Origin of the sequence: Paraburkholderia madseniana (genome assembly GCF_009690905.1) — a bacterium.
Lineage (GTDB): Bacteria > Pseudomonadota > Gammaproteobacteria > Burkholderiales > Burkholderiaceae > Paraburkholderia > Paraburkholderia madseniana.
On sequence record NZ_VOSW01000277.1, the window covers coordinates 1 to 1,199 of the forward strand.

Sequence of the window (1,199 nt, forward strand, 5' to 3'; positions counted from 1 at the left end):
CGAAAATCGACAATCTTCTGAAAAGTTTGTAGCGGGTCTCGCCAGACTGTCCGCTTTTGGGGTCGCGCGGTGCCGACCGCCGGGCTCGTGCTGCACATGCGGATCGCGTGAGGCAGAGGTCGGCCAAGAAGCTGCCCGTCACGTCAGGGTTCCAATTCCAGAGTGCGGCAATGATATTCTCGCTGCGACGCGCATATGAGCTTCCCGATCCGAAGGAAGATAACCAATGATCTCGATTACGAATTCGTTTGCTGCGTGGACCGTGGTTTTAGCCTCGGGACTGCTGGAGATCGTCTTCTCCGTGGCGATGAAGTTGTCCGATAGTTACACAAGGTTGGTACCGAGTGCGCTGTCTATCATTGCAGCAATAATGAGCGTTTGGTTGATGAGTTTCACGCTCAAAATTCTTCCGCTCGGGACCGCATATGCTGTCTGGGCTGGGATCGGTGCCGCTGGCACAGCCTTAGTTGGATTGATCTGGTTTCACGAGCCGGCCTCGCTCGGTCGCCTGTTGTGCGTCGGGCTGGTTATCGCAGGCATCGTTGGATTGCAATTTCAGGAGGGTTCCTGATTTCGTTCTGCGCCGGACGAATGTCAGCTTCCGGCGATCTTAACTGTCCGCAGTGGGTCTTGGATTCAACCGGTCGACGCAATACCCTAGGCTGCCAGAGCAGCGGAGGTATTGAAATGAAACAGAGACGGCGGATCTACTACACGGAAAGCCAGAAAGCGGTAATGTGGGAGCGCTGGCGCAAAGGCGAGTCGCTGCAACAGATTGCCCAGATGTTCGATCGAAACCATTCATCGGTGCAGGGCATTCTTGCGGAGACGGGCGGGATACAACCTGCACAAAGGCACCGATCGAGGCTGGCTTTGACGCTCGCCGAGCGAGAGGAGATATCGCGCTCAGTCGTATCCGGCGATTCAATTGTTTCGGTAGCAAACCGGCTCGGGCGCGCTCCTTCCACCGTCAGCCGGGAAATCAAGCGAAATGGTGGAAGCCAGGGCTATCGGGCGAATCGGGCCGACCAGCTTGCATGGGACCGGGCACGTCGGCCAAAGACATGCAAGTTGGTCGATAACCGGCCGCTGGCGCGACTTGTGGCAAGCAAGCTGGAACTGCAGTGGTCGCCCGAACAGATTGCCGGATGGCTCAAACACGCATACCCGGTCAACGAGGACTATCACGTGTCACACGA

2 protein-coding genes are annotated in these 1,199 nt (G+C 57.0%); both read left to right on the forward strand.

The features are described 5' to 3' along the window. The first annotated feature begins 226 nt into the window (after positions 1 to 226). Entirely contained in the window at positions 227 to 571 is a 345-nt protein-coding gene (locus FSO04_RS45785) for a DMT family transporter (RefSeq protein WP_154568008.1), read from the forward strand. 116 nt (positions 572 to 687) lie between these two features. Next, on the forward strand, positions 688 to 1,199 hold a 512-nt coding region (locus tag FSO04_RS45790), incomplete at its 3' end, for a helix-turn-helix domain-containing protein (RefSeq protein ID WP_154568009.1).